Source organism: Pseudoxanthomonas sp. P4_B2 (genome assembly GCF_056402315.1).
On the sequence record NZ_JBFUHQ010000004.1, the window covers coordinates 135920 to 155148 of the forward strand.

16 protein-coding genes are annotated in these 19229 nt (G+C 63.8%); 11 read left to right on the forward strand and 5 right to left on the reverse strand.

Annotation, left to right across the window (positions count from 1 at the left end; genetic code table 11):
- Positions 1 to 30: 30 nt before the first annotated feature.
- The 7 genes from murG (at position 31) to lpxC (ending at position 8042) form a co-directional block, all read left to right on the forward strand.
- Entirely contained in the window at positions 31 to 1098 is a 1068-nt protein-coding gene (gene murG / locus AC1DTQ_RS11815) for an undecaprenyldiphospho-muramoylpentapeptide beta-N-acetylglucosaminyltransferase (protein ID WP_477850080.1), read from the forward strand.
- Positions 1098 to 2564 carry a UDP-N-acetylmuramate--L-alanine ligase gene (gene murC, locus AC1DTQ_RS11820; protein ID WP_477850082.1) on the forward strand — a complete coding sequence of 489 codons (1467 nt, stop codon included), beginning with the start codon at positions 1098 to 1100 and terminating at the stop codon, positions 2562 to 2564. Before murG ends, murC begins: the two co-directional genes overlap by 1 nt.
- Positions 2561 to 3523: a D-alanine--D-alanine ligase gene (locus AC1DTQ_RS11825; RefSeq protein WP_477849831.1), complete on the forward strand. Its 963-nt coding sequence runs from the start codon at positions 2561 to 2563 to the stop codon at positions 3521 to 3523. The genes murC and AC1DTQ_RS11825 overlap by 4 nt, the downstream gene beginning before the upstream one ends.
- Positions 3520 to 4293, forward strand: coding sequence for a cell division protein FtsQ/DivIB (locus AC1DTQ_RS11830; protein WP_477849832.1), 774 nt, complete (start codon positions 3520 to 3522; stop codon positions 4291 to 4293). The genes AC1DTQ_RS11825 and AC1DTQ_RS11830 overlap by 4 nt, the downstream gene beginning before the upstream one ends.
- The gene (gene ftsA, locus AC1DTQ_RS11835; RefSeq protein ID WP_310096012.1) at positions 4290 to 5525 is read left to right on the forward strand and encodes a cell division protein FtsA; all 1236 of its coding nucleotides are present in this window, start codon (positions 4290 to 4292) and stop codon (positions 5523 to 5525) included. Before AC1DTQ_RS11830 ends, ftsA begins: the two co-directional genes overlap by 4 nt.
- Before the next feature lie 123 nt (positions 5526 to 5648).
- On the forward strand, positions 5649 to 6881 hold the full coding sequence (gene ftsZ / locus AC1DTQ_RS11840) for a cell division protein FtsZ (RefSeq protein WP_310096010.1): 1233 nt from the start codon (positions 5649 to 5651) through the stop codon (positions 6879 to 6881).
- Positions 6882 to 7127: 246 nt separating this feature from the next.
- Complete coding sequence (gene lpxC, locus AC1DTQ_RS11845) at positions 7128 to 8042, forward strand: UDP-3-O-acyl-N-acetylglucosamine deacetylase (RefSeq protein ID WP_477849833.1); 915 nt, start codon at positions 7128 to 7130, stop codon at positions 8040 to 8042.
- Between the two features lie 145 nt (positions 8043 to 8187).
- On the opposite strand, the gene AC1DTQ_RS11850 is transcribed toward lpxC, so the two are convergent.
- The gene (locus AC1DTQ_RS11850) at positions 8188 to 8673 is read right to left on the reverse strand and encodes a DciA family protein (protein ID WP_477849834.1); all 486 of its coding nucleotides are present in this window, start codon (positions 8671 to 8673) and stop codon (positions 8188 to 8190) included.
- 8 nt (positions 8674 to 8681) lie between these two features.
- On the opposite strand from AC1DTQ_RS11850, the gene AC1DTQ_RS11855 reads away from it, so the two are divergent.
- The 4 genes from AC1DTQ_RS11855 (at position 8682) to AC1DTQ_RS11870 (ending at position 14214) form a co-directional block, all read left to right on the forward strand.
- Positions 8682 to 9632, forward strand: coding sequence for a M23 family metallopeptidase (locus AC1DTQ_RS11855; RefSeq protein ID WP_477849835.1), 951 nt, complete (start codon positions 8682 to 8684; stop codon positions 9630 to 9632).
- Positions 9633 to 9781: 149 nt separating this feature from the next.
- Entirely contained in the window at positions 9782 to 12514 is a 2733-nt protein-coding gene (secA, locus tag AC1DTQ_RS11860; protein ID WP_477849836.1) for a preprotein translocase subunit SecA, read from the forward strand.
- A gap of 86 nt (positions 12515 to 12600) precedes the next feature.
- Positions 12601 to 13560: a Nudix family hydrolase gene (locus AC1DTQ_RS11865; protein WP_477849837.1), complete on the forward strand. Its 960-nt coding sequence runs from the start codon at positions 12601 to 12603 to the stop codon at positions 13558 to 13560.
- 180 nt (positions 13561 to 13740) lie between these two features.
- Complete coding sequence (locus tag AC1DTQ_RS11870) at positions 13741 to 14214, forward strand: REP-associated tyrosine transposase (RefSeq protein WP_477849838.1); 474 nt, start codon at positions 13741 to 13743, stop codon at positions 14212 to 14214.
- Positions 14215 to 14292: 78 nt separating this feature from the next.
- Here AC1DTQ_RS11870 and coaE read toward each other — a convergent pair whose 3' ends face one another.
- From coaE to pilB, 4 genes are all read right to left on the reverse strand, one after another.
- On the reverse strand, positions 14293 to 14901 hold the full coding sequence (gene coaE / locus AC1DTQ_RS11875) for a dephospho-CoA kinase (protein ID WP_477849840.1): 609 nt from the start codon (positions 14899 to 14901) through the stop codon (positions 14293 to 14295).
- Positions 14902 to 14998: 97 nt separating this feature from the next.
- Positions 14999 to 15862, reverse strand: coding sequence for a prepilin peptidase (locus AC1DTQ_RS11880; protein ID WP_477849842.1), 864 nt, complete (start codon positions 15860 to 15862; stop codon positions 14999 to 15001).
- 4 nt (positions 15863 to 15866) lie between these two features.
- Positions 15867 to 17129 (reverse strand): type II secretion system F family protein, encoded by a 1263-nt coding sequence (locus tag AC1DTQ_RS11885; RefSeq protein WP_477849844.1) that lies wholly within the window; start codon positions 17127 to 17129, stop codon positions 15867 to 15869.
- A 167-nt stretch (positions 17130 to 17296) separates the two neighbouring features.
- A complete protein-coding gene (pilB, locus tag AC1DTQ_RS11890; RefSeq protein ID WP_477849845.1) occupies positions 17297 to 19030 on the reverse strand; it encodes a type IV-A pilus assembly ATPase PilB in 1734 nt (577 codons plus the stop codon).
- Between the last annotated feature and the right edge of the window lie 199 nt (positions 19031 to 19229).

The following is a 19229-nucleotide window of genomic DNA, read 5'->3' on the forward strand; positions in this document are numbered from 1 at the left end:
CCGCTTCGCCTTGGCGATGCGGCTCCGGTAATGATCCTTGCAGGCGGCACCGGCGGCCATATCTTCCCTGCACTGGCCGTGGCCAAGGTGCTGCGCGCGCGCGGCGTGCCGGTGACCTGGCTGGGCGCGGAAGGCGCAATGGAAACGCGGTTGGTTCCCCAGCACGGCATTCCGTTGGACACCATCGCCATCTCCGGCGTGCGCGGCAAGGGTGGACTCGCCTTGCTGGGCGCACCGTTGCGCGTATTCAAGGCGATTCGCCGCGCGGGTTCGGTGCTGCGCCAGCGCTCGCCGCGTGCGGTGGTCAGCTTCGGTGGTTTCGCCGCAGGCCCTGGCGGCATGGCCGCGCGCCTGCAGGGCCGTCCGTTGCTGGTGCACGAACAGAATCGCGCACCCGGTTTCACCAACCGCGTGCTGGCGAAGTTCGCGCGACGCATCCTTGCCGGTTTTCCCGGCAGCTTCCCGGCTCGCGAAGAAGCGGTGGGCAATCCGGTGCGTGACGAGATCGCCGGGTTGCCAACGCCCGTGCAACGTTTCGCCGGAAGGGCAGAGCCGTTGCGATTGCTGGTGCTGGGTGGCAGCCAGGGCGCGCGTGCTTTGAATCTCGCGCTGCCGCAGGCGCTCTCGGCGTTGTCCGTATTCCGCATCGAGGTGCGCCACCAGTGCGGCGAAAAGATGCGCGAGGAAGCGATGCGCGCCTATGCCGAGACCGATGTGATCGCCAGTGTGGAGAGCTTCATCGTCGACATGGCCGAAGCCTACGCCTGGGCCGATCTGGTGGTCTGCCGCGCGGGCGCGTCCACGCTCGCCGAACTGTGCGCCGCCGGCATCGGCAGCGTGCTGGTTCCCTTCGCCGCTGCCGTTGACGACCACCAGACCAAGAACGCGATGTACCTGGTCGAACACGGCGCCGCGGTATTGCTGAAGCAAGACGACCAGCTAGCGTCGCGTCTGCAGCAGGTTCTGAGCGAGCTTGCCTCCGATCCCGCCCGCCGCCTGGCGATGGCCAACGCCGCTCGCTCGCTGGCCAAGCCCGATGCGGCCGAACGCATCGCCGACATCATTCTTGAAGAATCCGAACTGGAACGCGCCGCATGATGATGGCCGCCGCACGCGAACGCCGCTTGCAACACACGGGCAACCTGGCCCAGGAATTCCGCCGCGTACATTTCGTGGGCATAGGCGGCTCCGGCATGAGCGGGATAGCGGAAGTGCTGTGCACGCTCGGCTATGAAGTGTCGGGTTCGGACAACGCCGACAACGCCGCCACGCGCCGTTTGGTGTCGCTGGGCGCGCGGGTGATGCGCGGGCACAACGCATCCAACGTGCTCGGTACGGACTGCGTGGTGGTGTCCAGCGCTATCAAGCACGACAACCCGGAACTGATGGAAGCGCGTTCGCAGCGCATTCCCATCGTGCCGCGCGCGGCGATGTTGGCCGAGCTGATGCGTTTTCGCCGCGGCATCGCCGTGGCCGGTACCCACGGCAAGACCACCACGACGAGTTTGACGGCAGCGGTATTGAGCGAAGGCGGACTGGATCCGACCTTCGTCATCGGCGGCCAGCTGCTCGCCGCGGGCGCCAACGCCAAGCTCGGTGATGGCCAGTGGTTGGTTGCGGAGGCGGACGAAAGCGACGGCAGTTTCTTGCGCCTGAATCCGCTGATGGCGGTGATCACCAACATCGATTCGGACCATCTGGAAAACTACGACAACGATTTCTCGAAAGTCCAGGCCGCGTTCGCCGAATTTCTGCAACGCCTGCCATTCTATGGACTGGCGGTGCTGTGCATCGATGATGCGGAAGTAGCCGCACTGGCGGCCGATACGCCGCGTCACGTGATGAGCTACGGCTTCGCTGAGAACGCCGACGTGCGCGCCGAGGAGGTTACCCAGGAAGGCGGATGCATGCGCTTCATCCTGCGCCTGCCGGAAGATACGCAGGTGAAGGTCAAGCTGGCCTTGCCCGGTCGCCACAACGTGCAGAACGCGCTCGCGGCGGCGGCCATCGGCTGGCAGCTCGGCGTCGCGCCGCAGGACATCGCCAATGCGCTGGAGAAATTCTCGGGTATCGGCCGGCGCTTCAACGACCTGGGCGAAATCACCACGCCCAATGGCGCGCGGGTCAGGCTGGTCGACGACTACGGTCACCACCCGCGCGAACTCGCCGCCGTATTCGCCGCGGCGCGCGGCGGATGGCCGGACAAGCGTCTTGTCGTCGCCTTCCAGCCGCATCGCTACAGCCGCACCCGCGACCAGTTCGATGCCTTCGCCGCGGTGTTGTCCGAAGTGGATGCGTTGGTCCTGAGCGAGGTTTATCCCGCGGGCGAAGCGCCGATCGCCGGTGCGGACGCCAAGTCGCTGGCGCGCGCCATCCGTGCGCGCGGCCGCAACGAGCCGGTGGTGGTCAGCCAAGTGTCCGAATTGGCCGGCGTGTTGCCCGACCTGCTGCAGGACGGCGATCTGTTGCTGCTGATGGGTGCAGGCGACATCGGCCATGTCGCCCAGGACATCGCCACCCAGGGTTTTGGAGGAAGCGGGCATTTAGTGGGAAAGCACGAATGAGCAAGTACGCAATCCCCGCGCAGACCGTCACCGACCCGAAGGCATTCGGTCGGGTCGCCGTGTTGCTGGGCGGCACCTCAAGCGAGCGCGAAGTGTCGCTGGACTCCGGCCGCAATGTGCTGGCGGCGTTGCTGGCGCGCGGGGTCGATGCGACTGCCGTCGACGGCGTGACTGCGCTGACCGAAGCGCTGTCGCAGAAGAAGTTCGATCGTGTCTTCAACATCCTGCACGGTGGCGAAGGCGAGAACGGCGTGCTGCAGGGCCTGCTGGAAGCGCTGGGCGTCCCGTATACCGGTTCTGGCGTACTGGGCTCCGCGCTGGCGCTCGACAAGATCCGTTGCAAGCAAGTGTGGATGTCGGTCGGTTTGCCCACGCCCGCCTACCGGCGGTTGGCGAAAGGCGACGATGTGCATATTGCCGCCAGCGCCATCGGCCTGCCGTTGATCGTTAAACCCTCGTGCGAAGGTTCCAGCGTCGGCATCTCGCGCGTGGTCGATGAAGGCGATCTGCAGGCGGCGTTGGATCTGGCTGCGCGCTATCCAGGCGAACTGTTGATGGAGCAGATGGTCATCGGCGACGAGCTCACCGTGCCGATTCTGGGCGGCGTCGCATTGCCTTCCGTCCGCATCGTGCCGAAAGGGCTTTGGTACGACTACCACGCCAAGTACGTCGCCGACGACACGCAGTATCTGTGCCCGGGTCTGGAAGGCGCCGATGAAGCCGAGATCGGACGGATCGCGGTCGAGGCATTCAATGCGGTGGACTGCCGTGGTTGGGGCCGCGTCGATGTGATGCGCGACCGCGCCAGCGGCAACTTCTACTTGCTGGAAGTGAATACCGCGCCGGGCATGACCAGTCATTCGCTGGTGCCCAAGGCGGCGCAGCAGGCCGGTATCGGTTTCGAAGAACTGTGCTGGCGGATCCTGGAAACCACGCTGCCGGAGGTGGCCGGCCGATGAACGCCGCGCTGCGCATCTTCACTTGGCTGCTGGCCCTGGCGCTGGTCGTGCTGCCGGTGGTCGCGGTCATGAACGGATGGATCGGCGCCGAGCGCTGGCCGCTGACCAAACTACGCGTGCATGGCGAGTTCGAGCGTGTCGATCCTGCTCAGTTGCGTGCGGTGGTCCTGCCTTACGCCAAGCCCGGCTTTTTCGCCGCGCGTTTGCAGGGCGCACAGGACGCGGTGGAAAAGTTGCCCTGGGTCGAACATGCCGAGGTGCGCAAGCGCTGGCCGGACGTGTTGGAGATCGAGATCGTCGAACACAAGCCGTTCGCGCGCTGGGGCAAGGATCGGCTGCTGTCGGAGCAGGGGCGGTTGTTCCCGGTGCCGAAGGAGATGCGCGCTGATGCGCTGCCGCAGCTCGGCGGCCCCGATTCGCAGGTGCAGGAAGTGGTGAAGCTCTACAACGAATCGCGCGAACTGTTCGCGCCGATCGGCTTCAAGGTCGACAGCCTGGTCATGGACCGCCGCGGCAGCTGGTCGCTGGCCCTGAGCAACGGCACCCAGGTGGTGGTGGGCCGGGCCGATGCGCGTCCGCGCCTGGGCCGATTCGCGCGGATGTTGCCGCAGCTGCTAGCGCGCAATGCGCTGCCGTTGGAGCGTGCGGACCTGCGTTACACCAATGGTTTTGCATTGAGCTGGTCGACTACGAAGCCAGCCGTTCCGGAGGCATCGTCCTCCATTCCTGCCGCCGCTGGCGGCACGTTACAGACGCAGGCAAGCACATGAATCGCAAGGGCGACAAATCTCTGATCGTCGGTCTCGACATCGGCACTTCCAAGGTCACCGCGCTGGTCGGTGAATACTCGCCGGGCAACCCCATCGAAGTGATCGGCATCGGATCGCACGAATCGCGCGGACTCAAGCGCGGCGTGGTGGTGGATATCGAATCCACCGTGCAGTCGATCCAGCGCGCGGTGGAAGAAGCCGAGCTGATGGCGGGCTGCGAAATCCGTTCGGTCTACGCTTCCATCTCCGGCGCGCACGTGCAGTGCAAGAATTCGCCCGGGATCGTGCCGATCCGCGACGGCGAAGTGACCTGGGGCGATCTGGATCGCGTGCTGGAAGCGGCCAAGGCAGTGGCCATCCCCGCCGACCAGAAGATCCTGCACGCCATCCCGCGCGAATACGTGCTGGACGATTCGCAGGAAGGCATTCGCAATCCGGTCGGCATGACCGGCGTGCGCCTGGAAGTGCACGCCCACCTGGTGGTATGCGCGCAGTCGGCCGCGGCCAACATCAGCAAGTGCGTGCAGCGCTGCGGCTTGCAGATCGACGACCTGATTCTTTCTTCGCTGGCCTCCAGCGTGGCCGTGCTGACCAGCGACGAGCGCGAACTTGGCGTGGTGCTGGTCGACATGGGCGCGGGCACCACCGACCTGGCCGTGTTCGTGCAGGGCGCGATCTGCCACACGGCTTCGCTGCCCATCGCCGGCGACCACGTCACCAACGACATCGCGCACATGCTGCGCACGCCCACGCCCGAGGCCGAGCAAATCAAGGTGCGTTACGCCTGCGCGCTGGCGCAGCTGGCCACCGCCGAGGAAAGCATCCAGGTGCCCAGCGTCGGCGACCGTCCGCCGCGCCGCCTGCCGCGCCATTCGCTGGCGCAGGCGGTGCAGGGCCGTTACGAGGAAATCTTCGAGATGGTGCAGGCCGAACTGCGCCGCTCCGGATTCGAAGAACTGGTGCGCGCCGGCATGGTGCTGACCGGCGGCGCTTCGAAGATGGAAGGCGTGGTCGAACTGGCCGAGGAAATGCTGCAGATGCCGGTGCGCATCGGCATTCCGCAGCATGTCACCGGCCTGGGCGAAGTGGTCGGCAACCCGGTGCACGCCACCGGCGTGGGCCTGCTGCTGATGGGCAGTCAGATCGAGCATCCGCGGCGTCCGTCCTTGCCACTGGGCAAGACCGGAAGCCTGTTCAACAAATTGAAGAACTGGTACCGCGGCGAGTTCTGAAGCCGCACAGGAGTTTGGCGTAACCGCGACGGCGCGGTTGCGTGAGGTGGGAAGGCAAGAACGGGAATTGAGCGACAACCCGATTGATTCGATACACAACATAACTATTACGAGGACATGGACATGGCACATTTCGAACTGGTTGAAAGAATGGCTCCGAATGCGGTGATTAAAGTCATCGGCGTCGGCGGCGGCGGCGGCAACGCGGTCGCGCACATGGTCAGCAGCAGCGTGGAAGGCGTTGAATTCGTCACCGCCAACACCGACTCGCAGGCCATCAACAACTGCGGCGCCAAGACTCAGTTGCAGCTGGGCGGCAACGTCACCAAGGGTCTGGGCGCAGGCGCCAATCCGGAGGTTGGTCGGCAAGCGGCATTGGAAGATCGCGAGCGCATCATCGCCGCGCTGGAAGGCGCCGACATGGTGTTCATCACCGCCGGCATGGGCGGCGGCACCGGCACCGGCGCCGCACCGGTCGTGGCGCAGCTCGCCAAGGAGATGGGCATCCTGACTGTGGCCGTGGTCACCAAGCCTTTCCCGTTCGAAGGCCGCCGCCGCATGCAGGTCGCGCTGAAGGGCATCGAAGAGCTCAGCCACCACTGCGATTCGCTGATCACCATTCCCAACGAGAAGCTCATTACCGTGCTGGGCCGCAATGCGACCATGATCCAGGCGTTCCGTGCCGCCAACGACGTGCTGCTGGGCGCCGTGCAGGGCATCGCCGACCTGATCGTGCGTCCGGGCCTGATCAACGTCGACTTCGCCGACGTGCGTACCGTGATGAGCGAAATGGGCCTGGCCATGATGGGTACCGGTTCTGCCCGCGGCGACGACCGCGCGCAGGCGGCGGCCGAGGCGGCGATCCAGAATCCGCTGCTGGACGACGTCAATCTGTCCGGCGCCAACGGCATCCTGGTCAATATCACTGCTGGCCCGGATTTCACCATGGCCGAGTTCGACGAAGTGGGCCGCACCATCGAAGGCTTCGCCGCCGAGGACGCCACCGTGGTCCTGGGCACCGTGCTGGACCCGGACATGCAGGACGAAGTCCGCGTCACCGTGGTCGCCACCGGCCTGAACCGCACCGCCGCCGTACGCCAGCCGCTGGGCCGTGGCGAAAGCAACAGCCTGCGCGAACCGATGCGCGCGCCGATCAAGCTGGTCCGCGACGCCACCACGGGCATGGCTTATGACGCCAACGCCATGATGGATCCGGTGGCCAATGCGGTCAGCGGGCTGGGCCTGCGTCGCGGCAGCGCCGAACCGGCTTCCCTGCCGGCCGCCGCTCCGGCGACCGCCGACCTGCCGGGCGATTACCTGGATATCCCGGCTTTCCTGCGCCGCCAGGCGGACTGATTCAAGCCCTCTCTCCTAATGGGGAGAGGGAAGCAAGGAGTTGGTCGCGGACACCTTAGGGCGTCCGCGATGGAAGACTGTCCTGTCCCTTCGCTGCCGGGCTTGTCCGGCCCGGCAGCTTTTTGTCCCTGAGCCCCGCCGCCGGGCATTGTTTCAGGTGTGGGACAGATCGATTCTTTCGTTAGGATTCAGGCACCTGCGTGCTATTCTCGCCGACTGTTCGACACTCGCTTCAGCCTCGCCCTCATGACCCAGCAGCGCACCCTCAAGAATGTGATCCGCGCCACGGGCGTGGGGTTGCACAGTGGGGAAAAGGTCTACATGACCCTGCGTCCTGCTCCAGTGGACAACGGCATCGTGTTTCGCCGCGTCGATCTGGACCCTGTGGTGGAGATTCCCGCCAACGCCGAGCTGGTTAGCGAGACCACCCTGTGCACCGGCCTGAGTCGCGATGGCGCCAAGGTGATGACTGTCGAGCACCTGATGTCGGCAATGGCCGGCTTGGGCGTCGACAACGCTTATGTGGAACTGTCTTCGGCCGAGCTGCCGATCATGGACGGCTCCGCCGGTCCCTTCGTGTTCCTGTTGCAGTCCGCCGGTGTGGTCGAACAGAACGCGGCCAAGCGTTTCCTGCGCATCCTGCACCCGGTGGAAGTGCGCGACGGCGACAAGATCGCGCGCTTCGTGCCGTACGACGGCTTCAAGGTCGGCTTCACCGTGGAGTTCGATCATCCGATGATCCCCGCTTCGCAGTCGCGCGCGGAGATCGATTTCTCTACCGCCGCCTATACCAAGGAAGTCGCGCGCGCGCGCACCTTCGGTTTCATGCGCGACCTGGAATACATGCGTGAGCGCAACCTGGGCTTGGGCGGATCGATGGACAACGCCATCGTGCTGGACGAATTCCGCGTGCTCAACGACGACGGCCTGCGCTACGCCGACGAATTCGTGCGCCACAAGATCCTGGACGCCATCGGCGACCTTTACCTGGCTGGGCACCCCATCCTGGGCGCATACGAAGGCTTCAAGTCCGGCCATGCGCTCAACAATAAGTTGGTGCGGGCCCTGATGGTCGAACGTTCGGCTTGGGAAGAAGTGACTTTCGAGGCCTCGGCCAGCCCTGCGCCCGTGATTTACGGCAGCCCCGTACTAGCTGTCTGAACACCCGCCACCGGCGGACGGGCCGATTTGGCCGGAACTGTGAACCGGCAACGTTCGCTGGCCACGAATTCACAATAATTTAACTATTCGATAACGAACGCATTGCCTTTGCTGGGTACCATGCTTCGGCCTGTGCGCGCCGGATTCAACGTTTGGCCCGGCCGCCCCGGTGTTCAGGAGTGGGGTCCTTGCCCTCATTGGATCCGGCGGAGTTCGGATCGTCCAGGGATGCCAAGGCGGCTTTGAGCGCATTGCGCGAAGCTTCCGACATGGGTTTCACCGCAAGTCCGGCCGGCTCAGGCCGCTGGAAAGGGGCGGTTGTAGTCTTCGCAACCACTTCGGTGGCTGCAAACCCGATGGATCGGGCCAAGTTGATCAATTCGGGTGCGGCAAGTCGCAATTTGGCGTGCCACACGGGGGAATCGACAATAAAAACGAGTTTTCCGCCGGTCACGTTCCCCAGTTTGCAGTGTGGGGCCAGGGCAGGCGGTAGACAGGGGCGAAGTTGCTGTTCCAGCGCGTCGAGCCACAAGGCTCTGCGCACCGGGTCGGTGGCGGCATCCGACATCGCAGCCTGCAAGGCGGGCTGTGGGGATGAAGCGCGACGCGGTTGGGACTTCGAATCAGACATCGGTATCTATGACCTTTCAATCCATCGTAAACAATTCACGCGTCGGCATGGCCCATCTTTTGGCCAGCAAGTCCCATCAGGCCCGTGTCTTCATGTACTCCCGCCCACTCGCCAGCGTCGGCATTCTGCTCGCCGCAGGCCTTCTGCTGGGTTTTGGCGGCCGCAGTGTCGCCGGCATGACCCAGGTCTCGCTGCTGCAGGCTAAGGCCGACAAGCAGCAGGTAGAGCTTGAGCGGGTCCGCCGCGGCGCCCAGCAGGAAGTCAACGCCATGGCCGCGCGCCTGGGCGAGCTGCAGGCCCAGGCCAACCGGCTCAATGCGTTGGGCGAACGCCTGACCCGCGTCGGTCAGTTGCAGGACGGCGAATTCGACTTCGACAAGCCGGTCGGTGTCGGCGGCAACGACCAGACCTTCGACATGGAGCCCAAGGCGCTGAACATCGGCGTGACTCAGCTGGAACGTCAGTTCGCCGCTTCCGGCAAGCAGCTGTCGGTGCTGGAAGCGCTGTTGTTCAACCGCGAGCTGGACAAGAACGCCATGCCTTCGCGCATGCCGATCGCCAATAGCTACATCACCTCCGGTTTCGGTGGCCGTGCGGACCCACTGGGTGGCGGCAGCCAATATCACAAGGGCATCGACTTCGAAGCCGACGTGGGCGATCCGGTGCTGAGCGTGGCCGACGGCGTGGTCAGCTTCGCCGGCGTCAAGAGCGGTTACGGTAACGTGGTCGATGTGGACCACGGCAACGGCTACGTGACCCGTTATGCGCATAACTCGCGGCTGGTAGTGCGGGTGGGCGACTTGGTGCGCGTGGGCCAGGAGATCGCCAAGGCCGGCTCCACCGGCCGTTCCACTGGCGCACACGTGCATTTCGAAGTCTGGGAAAACGGCCGAGTCGTCAATCCGCGCAAGTTCCTGGGCGAAGGCCCGACCCCGGTAGGACAGGTCAAGCGCGGCTGAACCCGCTGCTTGATTCCCCAGGGTCCGCCCCAAGCTACAATGGTGTGTTGCCAACAGGGCGCATTGCGCCCTGTTTCGTTTTGGGCGGCAGGAAGCGGGCTCCGAGCCGCCGATTGCGCCCGACGCTCCTTTCAACTCCGGTTCCCTACATGATCAACAGCCTGCTTACCCGTGTCTTTGGTAGTCGCAACGAACGCCTGCTCAAGCAACTCCAACGTAGCGTCACCAAGATCAATGCGCTTGAACCGGAGCTGGAAAAGCTCTCCGACGAGGCCCTGAAGGCCAAGACCCCGGAGTTCCAAAAGCGCATCGCCGACGGCGAATCGCTGGACAAGGTTCTGCCCGAAGCCTTCGCCGTGTGCCGCGAAGCCTCGCGCCGCGTGCTGGGCATGCGTCATTACGACGTGCAGCTGATCGGCGGCATGGTGCTGCATCTGGGCAAAATCGCCGAGATGCGTACCGGCGAAGGCAAGACCTTGGTCGCCACGCTGCCCGTGTACTTGAACGCGCTGGAAGGCAAGGGCGTCCACGTCATCACCGTGAACGATTACCTGGCGCGCCGCGACGCGGCATGGATGGGCAAGGTGTACGGCTGGCTGGGCCTGACCGTGGGAGTGGTCTATCCCGGCATGCCGCATTCGGACAAGCGCGAAGCGTATGCGAGCGACATCACCTACGGCACCAACAACGAATTCGGTTTCGACTACCTGCGCGACAACATGGCGATGTCGCGCGACGACCGCTACCAGCGCGGCCTGCACTACGCCATCGTCGACGAAGTGGACTCGATCCTGATCGACGAAGCACGCACCCCGCTGATCATTTCCGGCCCCGCCGACGAATCGCCGGAGCTGTACATCCGCGTCAACCGCATCGTACCCAAGCTGATCAAGCAGGAAACCGAGGAAGGCGAGGGCGACTTCTGGGTCGACGAGAAAGGCAAGCAGGTGCATCTGTCCGAGGCGGGCATGCAGCACGCCGAAGAGCTGCTGCGCGAAGCGGGCATCCTGAAGGACGAAGAAGACAGCCTGTACGGCGCCAACAACCTCAGCGTCGTGCATCACCTCAACGCGGCGATGCGCGCCAACGCCATCTATCAACGCGATGTGGATTACATCGTGCGCGACGGCGAAGTGGTGATCGTCGACGAATTCACCGGCCGCACGCTCACCGGCCGCCGCTGGTCCGACGGCCTGCATCAGGCGGTCGAGGCAAAGGAAGGCGTACCGGTCCAGCGCGAGAACCAGACCCTGGCCAGCATCACCTTCCAGAATCTGTTCCGCATGTACAAGAAGCTGTCCGGCATGACCGGCACGGCCGATACCGAAGCCTACGAATTCCAGAGCATCTACGGCCTGGAAGTGATCGTCATTCCGACCAACCGCCCGACCGTGCGCAAGGATTCGTCCGATCAGGTGTTCCTCAACCGCAACGGCAAGTTCAACGCGGTGCTGGCCGATATCCAGGATTGCTACGCGCGCGGCCAGCCGGCACTGGTGGGCACCACCTCGATCGAGACTTCCGAACTGCTGTCCGAGCACCTGCGCAAAGCCGGCGTGCCGCACGAAGTGCTCAACGCCAAGCAGCACGAACGCGAAGCGCAGATCGTCGCCAACGCCGGCATGCCGGGTGCCATCACCATCGCCACCAACATGGCCGGTCGTGGTACCGACATCGTGTTGGGCGGTTCGCTGGAAGCGGCGCTCGAGCACCTTCCCGAAGACGCGACCGACGCCGACCGCGCGAAGGTCAGGGCGGACTGGCAGGCCCGCCACGACCAGGTGAAGGCAGCTGGCGGCCTGCATATCGTCGGCACCGAACGCCACGAATCGCGCCGCATCGACAACCAGTTGCGCGGCCGTTCCGGCCGTCAGGGCGATCCGGGTTCCTCGCGTTTCTATCTATCGCTCGAAGACAATCTGATGCGCATCTTCGCCTCCGACTGGGTGCAGAAGGCGATGAAGCTGATCGGCATGAAGGAAGACGACGTCATCGAGGATCGTCTGGTCAGCCGCCAGATCGAAAAGGCGCAGCGCAAAGTGGAAGCGCACAACTTCGATATCCGCAAGAACCTGCTGGACTTCGACGACGTCAACAACGACCAGCGCAAGGTGATCTACAACCAGCGCGACGAACTGCTGGACGCCGAGTCGGTGAAGGACAATATCGAAGGCATCCGCGGCGACGTGGTCGAGGATATGGTCGCCAAGTTCGTGCCGCCCAATTCGGTGGACGAGCAATGGGATCTGCAAGGTCTGGAGCAGGAGCTGGCGGTGGAGGCGGGTCTGCCGTTGCCGGTCACCCGCTGGCCGCAGGAAGCCGAGGAGCTGGACGCCGAACGCATCGCCCAGCGCGTACAAGAGGCCATGGCCGCGCACTTCGACGAGAAGGAAGCGCAATTGGGCCCGGAAACCATGCGATCGCTCGAGAAGCACATCATGCTGACCGTGCTCGACAAGAACTGGAAGGAGCATCTGGCCAGCATGGATTACCTGCGCCAGGGCATCCATCTGCGCGGCTACGCGCAGAAGCAGCCGAAGCAGGAGTACAAGAAGGAAGCGTTCGAGCTTTTCTCCGACATGCTGGAGAAGGTCAAGCGCGAAGTCGTCACCATTCTGGCGCGCGTGCGCATCCGCAGCGAAGAGGAAGTCGCCGCATTGGAAGCCGAAGAACGCCGCGTGGCCGCCGCTCGCGAGCAGCAGCTGCAGTTCCAGCACCAGGAAGCGGGCGGCTACGGCGCCGATGAGGAAGCCGCCGATGTCCAGGCCGCGCAGTTGGGCTTCTCTCCGATTACCCGCGACGGCCCCAAGGTCGGTCGCAACGATCCCTGTCCGTGCGGCAGCGGCAAGAAGTTCAAGCACTGCCACGGCCAGTTGAGCTGAAGCAGCGCCGGAGTAGTACGGCAGGGGCGCCGAAAGGCGCCCTTGTCATTTGCGTTCCCCGCACCATTCCCGGCAAGCTTCGGGTCATGCACTCCCCTTTGCGTTTCATCCATGTCGCCGCCGCGGTCATCACCGACGTGCGCGGCCGCATCCTGCTTGCGCGCCGTACCGACGGACGCGACCTGGCCGGCCTGTGGGAGTTCCCGGGTGGCAAGCGCGAATCGGGCGAATCGCTGGAGCACGCGCTGATCCGCGAATTGCAGGAAGAACTCGGCATCACCGTGCAGGTGGGCGCACCGTTGATCAGCGTGCCGCAGCAATATCCGGACAAGCGCCTGTGCCTGGACGTGCGCCAGGTGACCGCGTGGCAAGGCATTCCGCGAGGCGTCGAAGGCCAGGCGCTGGCCTGGGTCGCGCCCGAGAAGCTCACCCTGTATCCCATGCCGCCCGCCGATCGGCCGGTGGTGGCCGCGCTGCTGCAACCGGATCGCTATCTGGTCACCCCCGAGCCTGGCGATGACGATGCCGTCTGGCTCGCTTCTCTTTCCACCGCGCTGGCCTCCGGCCTAAGGCGCGTACAGCTGCGCGCGCGATCGATCGATCTGCAACCGCGCTGGCGTGAACTTGCTGCCGCCGGAGCGGCGCTCTGTCGCAAGGCCGGTGTCGAAGCGCTGGTCAACGGCGATATCGATCTGGCGCTGGAGTTGGGCATCGGTGTGCATCTGCGCTCTTCGCAGCTGGCCGGCCTTTCTTCGCGCCCCCTTTCGGAAAACCTGCCTGTCGCTGCCTCCTGCCATTCCGCCGAATCGTTGCAACTGGCCCAAGCCCTGGGCTGCGACTTCGCCGTGCTCGGCAGCGTGCTGCCGACCACCACCCATCCGGAGGCGAATCCTTTGGGTTGGGAAGGCTTCGCTAAGCTCCGTGAATCGGTCTCGCTGCCGATTTACGCCATCGGCGGCCTCTCGCCGGCCGATCTGCGGGAAGCGCGCCAGCACGGCGCCCAGGGCATCGCCGCCATCCGCTCCCTCTGGCCAAAAGATAGGTAGGAGCGCCCCATGGGCGCGAGCTTTTTGCTTGTTCGCTTGTCGGCAGGAAAGAGCTCGCGCCCATGGGGCGCTCCTACGTGGAAATTGGCTCCGTGTGAGGCTGCAGACGGGGTGAATTCTTACTTCCCATGCCTGTTATTGCTGATAGCGAATGATTCAAGGCCAGGGACACGATAGTGAATGACTGCGAAGACTCCATATGGCAATGGACATGCCGCGTTGCGGCGTTCACGTTGCTCGGCCCCACAGCAGATTTATCTCGTCACCGTAGCGACGAAGGATAGAAATCCCCTATTCCGGCATTTCGAAGCAGCCTGCGCCGCAGCCCGCTGCCATCACGATAAAGACTGCTTGAAAGACTCGACAATGCTGGCCTGGGTATTGATGCCGGATCATGCGCATTGGCTTTTGCAGCTTGGCGAGCATGATTCGTTGCCCTCCCTAGTGACGCGATTGAAATGCGCTAGCGCCCGCAACGCCAACCGGATTCTCCAACGGAGAGGAGCCATATGGGGTAAGGCTTATCACGAACATGCATTACGCGACGAAGAACAACTTCTGGTCGTTGCCCGTTATCTCGTAGCCAACCCATTGCGTGCAGGTCTGGTCACCCGACTGGGCGACTATCCCTTCTGGAACGCAACCTGGCTGTAGGAGCGCCCCATGGGCGCGAGCTCTTCCCTGATTTGCGCGATGACGTCAAAAGCTCGCGCCCATGGGGCGCTCCTACGGCTATTTGGCTAATGCGCGATAGCGGGCGTCGAGTTCTTCGACGGCTGCGCGCAGGTGCGAGAGGTCGCCATCGTTGACCACGATATCGTCGGCGATGGCCATCCGCTGGGAGCGCGTCGCCTGGGCGGCGATCATCTTTTCGGCCAGGACGCCGTCGATGCCGTCGCGCTGCTTCAGGCGCGCTTTCTGCGTGGCGGGCAGGGCATCCACCACCAGGATCCGATCCAGCCACGGATAGGCTTTGCGGCCGCCGCCTTCGGTCAGCAGCGGGATCGCGGCGATGGCGTACGCACTGGCGGCGGCGCGGCATTGCTGCTGCAACTGCGCACGGATGATCGGGTGCAGGATCGCTTCCAGCGCACGCCGTGCCGGCTCGTTGTCGAACACCAGCGCGCGTAAACCCGCGCGGTCCAGCCGCCCGTCCGTTGTCAGCACCGAGGCGCCGAAATGAAGCACTACCGCGCCCAGCGCCGGTTGGCCCGGCTCCACGATCTGGCGCGCGATCAGGTCGGCATCGGCGACGAATATCCCGCGCGCGACGAATTCCCGCTCCAGCGCGCTTTTGCCCGAGGCGATGCCGCCGGTGAGTCCGATGAGATAGTCGCTCATACGCCCATTATGGGTAGGAGCGCCCCATGGGCGCGAGCTCTTCCCTACGTTGGATGGGGTGTGTCAAAAAGCTCGCGCCCATGGGGCGCTCCTACGGCTATTTGAGGCCGGAGAATTTCATGTAGGCGTCGACCATCTGTTTGCCCCAGAAGAACACGATCCAGCCTGCGATGGCCAGGTACGGGCCGAACGGAATGGGTGTGGCGCGGTCGCGGCCTTTCATGACCAGCCACACCGAGCCGATGATGGCTCCGACGACCGACGACAGCAGGATGATGGGAAGGATGCCGCTCAGGCCCACCCAGGCGCCCAGCGCGGCCAACAACTTGAAATCGCCGTGACCCATGCCTTCCTTGCCGGTCAGTTGCTTGAACAGCCACCACACCGTCCATAGCGAAACGTAACCGGCGATGGCACCCAGCACCGCCGGCTTGGCCGGCATGTACAGGTTGTCCAGGCTGGCGATCAGCCCCAGCCACATCAGCGGCAAGGTCAGCTGGTCGGGCAGCAGTTGGGTGCGCAGATCGATGCCGGACAGCGCAATCAGGAAGCAGGTCAGGACGATGGCGCCGAAGCCCTGCCAGCCGAAGCCGAAGTGCCAGACCGAGGCCACCGCCAGCAGACCGGTCAGCAGTTCGACCGCTGGGTACTGGGCCGAGATCGGCGCATGGCAATGGCGGCATTTACCGCGAAGCACCAGCCAGCTGAACACCGGGATGTTCTCGTACCACGACAGCTTGTGCTTGCAATGCGGGCAGTGGGAGGGCTCGATCACGATGCCCGGCGGCGGCGGGTCGTAGATCTCCGGCTGCTCCAGGATCTCGGTCGCGTCGCGCTTCCATTGCCATTCCAGCCGCCGCGGCAGACGCAGGATCACCACGTTGAGAAAACTGCCTACCAGCAGGCCCAGGCCGGCCGCGAGGGGATACCCCAGCGCGGGGTTCTGATCCAGGAATGCCATGCAGTCAGCTGATCGTCATCGCCAGCTTGAAGATGGGCAGGTACATGCCGATCACCATGCCGCCGACCAGGATGCCGATCACTACCATGATCATCGGTTCGATCAGGCTGGCCAGTGCGTCCACCGCGTTGTTCACTTCCTGCTCGTAGTACTCGGCCACTTTGAACAGCATGGCGTCCAGCGCGCCGGCCTCTTCGCCGATGGCGGTCATCTGGATGACCATGTGCGGAAACAGGTTGGTCTGCTTCAGCGCCATGTTGACCGGATAACCCACGGCCACGTCTTCGCGTACGCGGAACACTGCCTTCTCGTACACCGTGTTGCCGGTGGCGCCCGCCACGGTCTCCAGCGCTTCCACTAGCGGCACGCCCGCCTTGAAGGTCACCGCCAGCGTGCGTGCGAAACGCGCGATAGCCGAGTTGTGCATGATTTCGCCTACTACCGGCACTTTCAGGATCATGCGGTCGAGGAAGTGCTGCAGCGCCAGCGAGCGCTTCTTGAAGAAGATGAATGCGCCGATGGACCCGGCTATGAAGATCAGAATCGGCAACCACCACGAAACAAGAAAGCGCGAGGCATTGACGATCAACTGGGTGAACGCCGGCAGATCCGCACCGAAGCTCTTGAAGGTTTCCTCGAACTGCGGCACCACGAACACCAGCAGGATGCCACTGACGATGATCGCCACAGCGATGGTCATGGCCGGATAGAACAGGGCTTTCTTGATCTTGCCCTTCAGTGCTTCCAGGTTTTCCTTGTAGTCGGCGATGGTCGCCAGCACTTCTTCCAGCACACCGGCGCCTTCGCCCGCGCGCACCAGGTTGCGATACAACTCGTCGAACTGCACCGGATGCTTCAGGACGGCTTCGTAGAGTGAGGAGCCGCCTTCGATGTCGGCACGCATGTCGCCGACCATCTTCTTCATTCGCGCGTTCTTGTGGCCGTCGCCGATGATTTCCAGCGACTGCACGATCGGCACGCCGGATTTCATCATCGTCGCCAGCTGGCGACTGAAGAAGGCGATCTCCTTGGCGGTGATGGGCTTGCCAGCCGCGCCGAACAACGGCTTCGGCTTGGGTTTGACTACGGTAGGGTTAATGCCCTGGCGGCGCAGTTCGGCTCGCAGCAGGTTGGCGCTTTTGGACTGCTGTTCGCCCTTCATCTTGACGCCGCGCTTGTCGGAGCCTTCCCAGACGAACAGCGACATCTGGCTGGTGGCGCGATCCACCACTACCGATTTCTTTGCAGCGCTACGGGTTACGGCCATTTCTTATCCCCTATATCCGGCATCCCCACGCCGGGCAATGATGACCGCATGGTAGCGTTTTCCCGCGTTCAGGGGTATTTGCCACTGTGACGGCTTGCCGGGTTTACAAAACCCGTAGGGGCGGGTTTGCCCTGGCTCTCTACGGTGGGGGCCCGCTCCTACAGCGGTCAGTCTTTGGTTACGCGGTTGATCTCGGCCAGACTGGTCACGCCGTGGCGTACCTTCATCAGGGCGGATTGGCGCAAGTCGCGCACGCCGGCCTTTTTGGCGGCTTCCGCGATCTGAATCGCGTTGCCGCCCTCCAGTACGATCGCGGCGATGGCATCGCTCATGGGCATGACCTGGTAGATGCCGCTGCGGCCCTTGTAGCCGCTCGTGCATTCGTCGCAGCCCACGGCCTCGTATACAGTGAAGCCGGTTTGGATCTCTTCTTCGGTAAAACCTTCGGCCAGCAGGGCATGTTCGGGCAGGTCGACCTTGCGTTTGCAGTTGTTGCACAGGCGCCGGGCCAGGCGCTGGGCGATGACCAGGGTCACCGAACTGGTGATGTTGTACGGCGCGATGCCCATGTTCATCAAGCGGGCGATGGTCTGCGGCGCATCGTTGGTGTGCAGGGTGCTGAGCACCATGTGGCCGGTCTGCGCGGCCTTGATGCCGATCTCGGCGGTTTCCAGGTCGCGGATTTCGCCGACCATGATCACGTCCGGGTCTTGGCGCAGGAAACTGCGCAGAGCGGCGGCGAAGGTCATGCCGCGCTTCACGTTCATCTGCACCTGGTTGATGCCGGGTACGCGGATTTCCACCGGGTCTTCGACCGTGCTGATGTTGCGCACGTCGTCGTTGAGGATGTTCAGGGCCGTGTACAGCGACACAGTCTTGCCGCTGCCGGTGGGGCCGGTGACCAGGACCATGCCGTAGGGCTTCTGCACCGCGTTCACGAACAGGTCGCGCTGGTCGTCCTCATAGCCCAGCTTCTCGATGCCCAGCTTGGCCGCGCTGCCGTCCAGGATACGCAGCACGATCTTCTCGCCGAACAGCGTGGGCAGGGTGCTCATGCGGAAGTCGATCTGCTTGGTCTTGCTCAGGTTCAATTTGATGCGGCCGTCCTGGGGCACGCGCTTCTCGGCGATGTCCAACTGGGCCATGACCTTCAGGCGCGCGGCGATGCGCGGGTTCAGTTTCACCGGTGCCTTGGCTACCTGCTTGAGAATGCCGTCGATGCGCAGGCGCACGCGATAGTCGTTTTCGTAAGGTTCGAAGTGGATGTCCGACGCGCCCTTTTTGATTGCGTCAATCAGTACCTTGTTGACGAACTTCACTACCGGGGTGTCATCGCCCTTGGCGTCGATACCGCTGTCGGACTGATTCATGTCCTCGTCGGTGCCGATTTCCAGATTGTCCAGGCCTTCGTCGTCGTCGCCGAAACCGGTCATCGAATCCGATGTGTTGCCCCACTGCTCCAGCGCGCGCCGCAAGGACTCGTCATCGACCAGGATCGGCTCGACTACCAGGTTGGTGTGGAACTTGATTTCGTCCAGCGCGTGAGTCTTGGTCGGGTCGGATACGCCCACGAACAGGCGATTGCCGCGCTTGAAAAGGGGCAGGACTTGGTGTTTTTGCAGTAGTTCGTCGCTGACCAGTTTGATTGCGCTCTGGCCAGGATCGAAGGCAGTGACATCCAGCAGCGGCATGCCGAATTCGATGGCATTGGCTGCGGCCAGCTGCGGGGAGGTCACCAGTCGCTTGTTGGAGATCCACTGGGCCAAAGGCAGCTTGGCGCTGGCGGCCTCGGCCATGGCGTTGCGGGCCGTCGCTTCGTCCATCGAGCCGTCCTGCACCAGACGTCGGGCGATGCCGGTGATACCGACCAGATTGACGTTGTTGGCGACTACAGCGTTCATGAATCTTCCTGTCTAGAGCCTATTTTGGCGCGCTCGCCATGGAGTAAATGCGAGCAAGAACCATGCCACGTTTAACATGTTTTCGGGGCTTGCTGAAGTGTAGGGTCCACGGCAGTTCGCTTTCGCGACCCTCACCCCGCTTCATGCCCGCGAAGCAGAGAACTGACGCATTGGGTCCAAATTGAACAGGATCAGACAG

Coding starts and splice junctions, on each gene's coding strand:
- coaE (WP_477849840.1), bottom strand. CDS start 14,901: ATGAGCGACTATCTCATCGGACTCACCGGCGGCATCGCCTCGGGCAAA.
- pilB (WP_477849845.1), bottom strand. CDS start 19,030: ATGAACGCTGTAGTCGCCAACAACGTCAATCTGGTCGGTATCACCGGC.
- AC1DTQ_RS11885 (WP_477849844.1), bottom strand. CDS start 17,129: ATGGCCGTAACCCGTAGCGCTGCAAAGAAATCGGTAGTGGTGGATCGC.
- AC1DTQ_RS11825 (WP_477849831.1), top strand. CDS start 2,561: ATGAGCAAGTACGCAATCCCCGCGCAGACCGTCACCGACCCGAAGGCA.
- ftsA (WP_310096012.1), top strand. CDS start 4,290: ATGAATCGCAAGGGCGACAAATCTCTGATCGTCGGTCTCGACATCGGC.
- secA (WP_477849836.1), top strand. CDS start 9,782: ATGATCAACAGCCTGCTTACCCGTGTCTTTGGTAGTCGCAACGAACGC.
- AC1DTQ_RS11850 (WP_477849834.1), bottom strand. CDS start 8,673: ATGTCTGATTCGAAGTCCCAACCGCGTCGCGCTTCATCCCCACAGCCC.
- AC1DTQ_RS11870 (WP_477849838.1), top strand. CDS start 13,741: ATGACTGCGAAGACTCCATATGGCAATGGACATGCCGCGTTGCGGCGT.
- AC1DTQ_RS11865 (WP_477849837.1), top strand. CDS start 12,601: ATGCACTCCCCTTTGCGTTTCATCCATGTCGCCGCCGCGGTCATCACC.
- AC1DTQ_RS11855 (WP_477849835.1), top strand. CDS start 8,682: ATGACCTTTCAATCCATCGTAAACAATTCACGCGTCGGCATGGCCCAT.
- murG (WP_477850080.1), top strand. CDS start 31: ATGATCCTTGCAGGCGGCACCGGCGGCCATATCTTCCCTGCACTGGCC.
- murC (WP_477850082.1), top strand. CDS start 1,098: ATGATGGCCGCCGCACGCGAACGCCGCTTGCAACACACGGGCAACCTG.
- ftsZ (WP_310096010.1), top strand. CDS start 5,649: ATGGCACATTTCGAACTGGTTGAAAGAATGGCTCCGAATGCGGTGATT.
- lpxC (WP_477849833.1), top strand. CDS start 7,128: ATGACCCAGCAGCGCACCCTCAAGAATGTGATCCGCGCCACGGGCGTG.
- AC1DTQ_RS11830 (WP_477849832.1), top strand. CDS start 3,520: ATGAACGCCGCGCTGCGCATCTTCACTTGGCTGCTGGCCCTGGCGCTG.
- AC1DTQ_RS11880 (WP_477849842.1), bottom strand. CDS start 15,862: ATGGCATTCCTGGATCAGAACCCCGCGCTGGGGTATCCCCTCGCGGCC.